The sequence below is a fragment of the Bartonella sp. MU37NMGALS genome (genome assembly GCF_042194015.1).
Classification (GTDB): Bacteria; Pseudomonadota; Alphaproteobacteria; order Rhizobiales; family Rhizobiaceae; genus Bartonella; species Bartonella grahamii.
Genome location: NZ_JBHIML010000120.1, coordinates 1 through 741 on the forward strand (window position 1 = coordinate 1; position 741 = coordinate 741).

The window sequence follows — 741 nt, forward strand, 5'->3', positions numbered from 1 at the left end:
TCCGAAAGAAGTTAAAACGCTTGAAGGACATTTTGAAGTTGTTTTTTCTTCTTAAACTTCTTTATGATTAGCTTTTTTGGGTCTATTCATGCATGGCAATCTTATATAAAAAATAGTCAAATGAATCACGTATAAAAGTGTGGATTCTTAAGTGGATTCTTATAAAATAATTACAAACAAACTATTGACTTTATTGTATTTTTGTTTATAATGTCCTTCAACAAGTGTAACCATCCGACGACCGTTTTCAACATCAATGCTCCCCTCATCGCTGTAATAATCAAGATCATTATGGTGAACACCTTCATGAGAGCTACCATCCCTTGCCCAATCTGCACTCAGCTCTGTCCAATGAGATTTGGGAAACATCTGCTTAGCTACTTCTAACGGCTTGCGGTCTACATACCACAAACGTTGCGCATCGGTTAAATTCGGTTGCACCGCTGCACTATCCCAGACCATTTTCAGTGGGTCTAAACGCGTAATTACCGGTTCACCATCGAGGCTGTTCTCATAATCAAGGCGGGTATCAGTCCACCCCATGCCGCAGATAACCGCATCTTGGAAAGCATCACTATCAGCGTATTCGGCATGCGCCATGTCCCGAAACCATTCTGCCGCACCGGTAAGCAATTCACTAGGCAATGCCTTCCCTACTTGACGTGGAATAAACTGCACTTCGCGCTTGTTATTACGCTCTGACCCCACAACGGCATTGACCAATGGGGCAATACGATTAAA

The 741-nt window shown here is 42.2% G+C and carries 1 pseudogene; it reads right to left on the reverse strand.

The annotated features are described in order from the left end of the window. Nucleotides 1–177: 177 nt before the first annotated feature. Nucleotides 178–741 (reverse strand): annotated as a pseudogene (locus tag ACFIJP_RS09450) (phage portal protein); the annotation flags it as partial.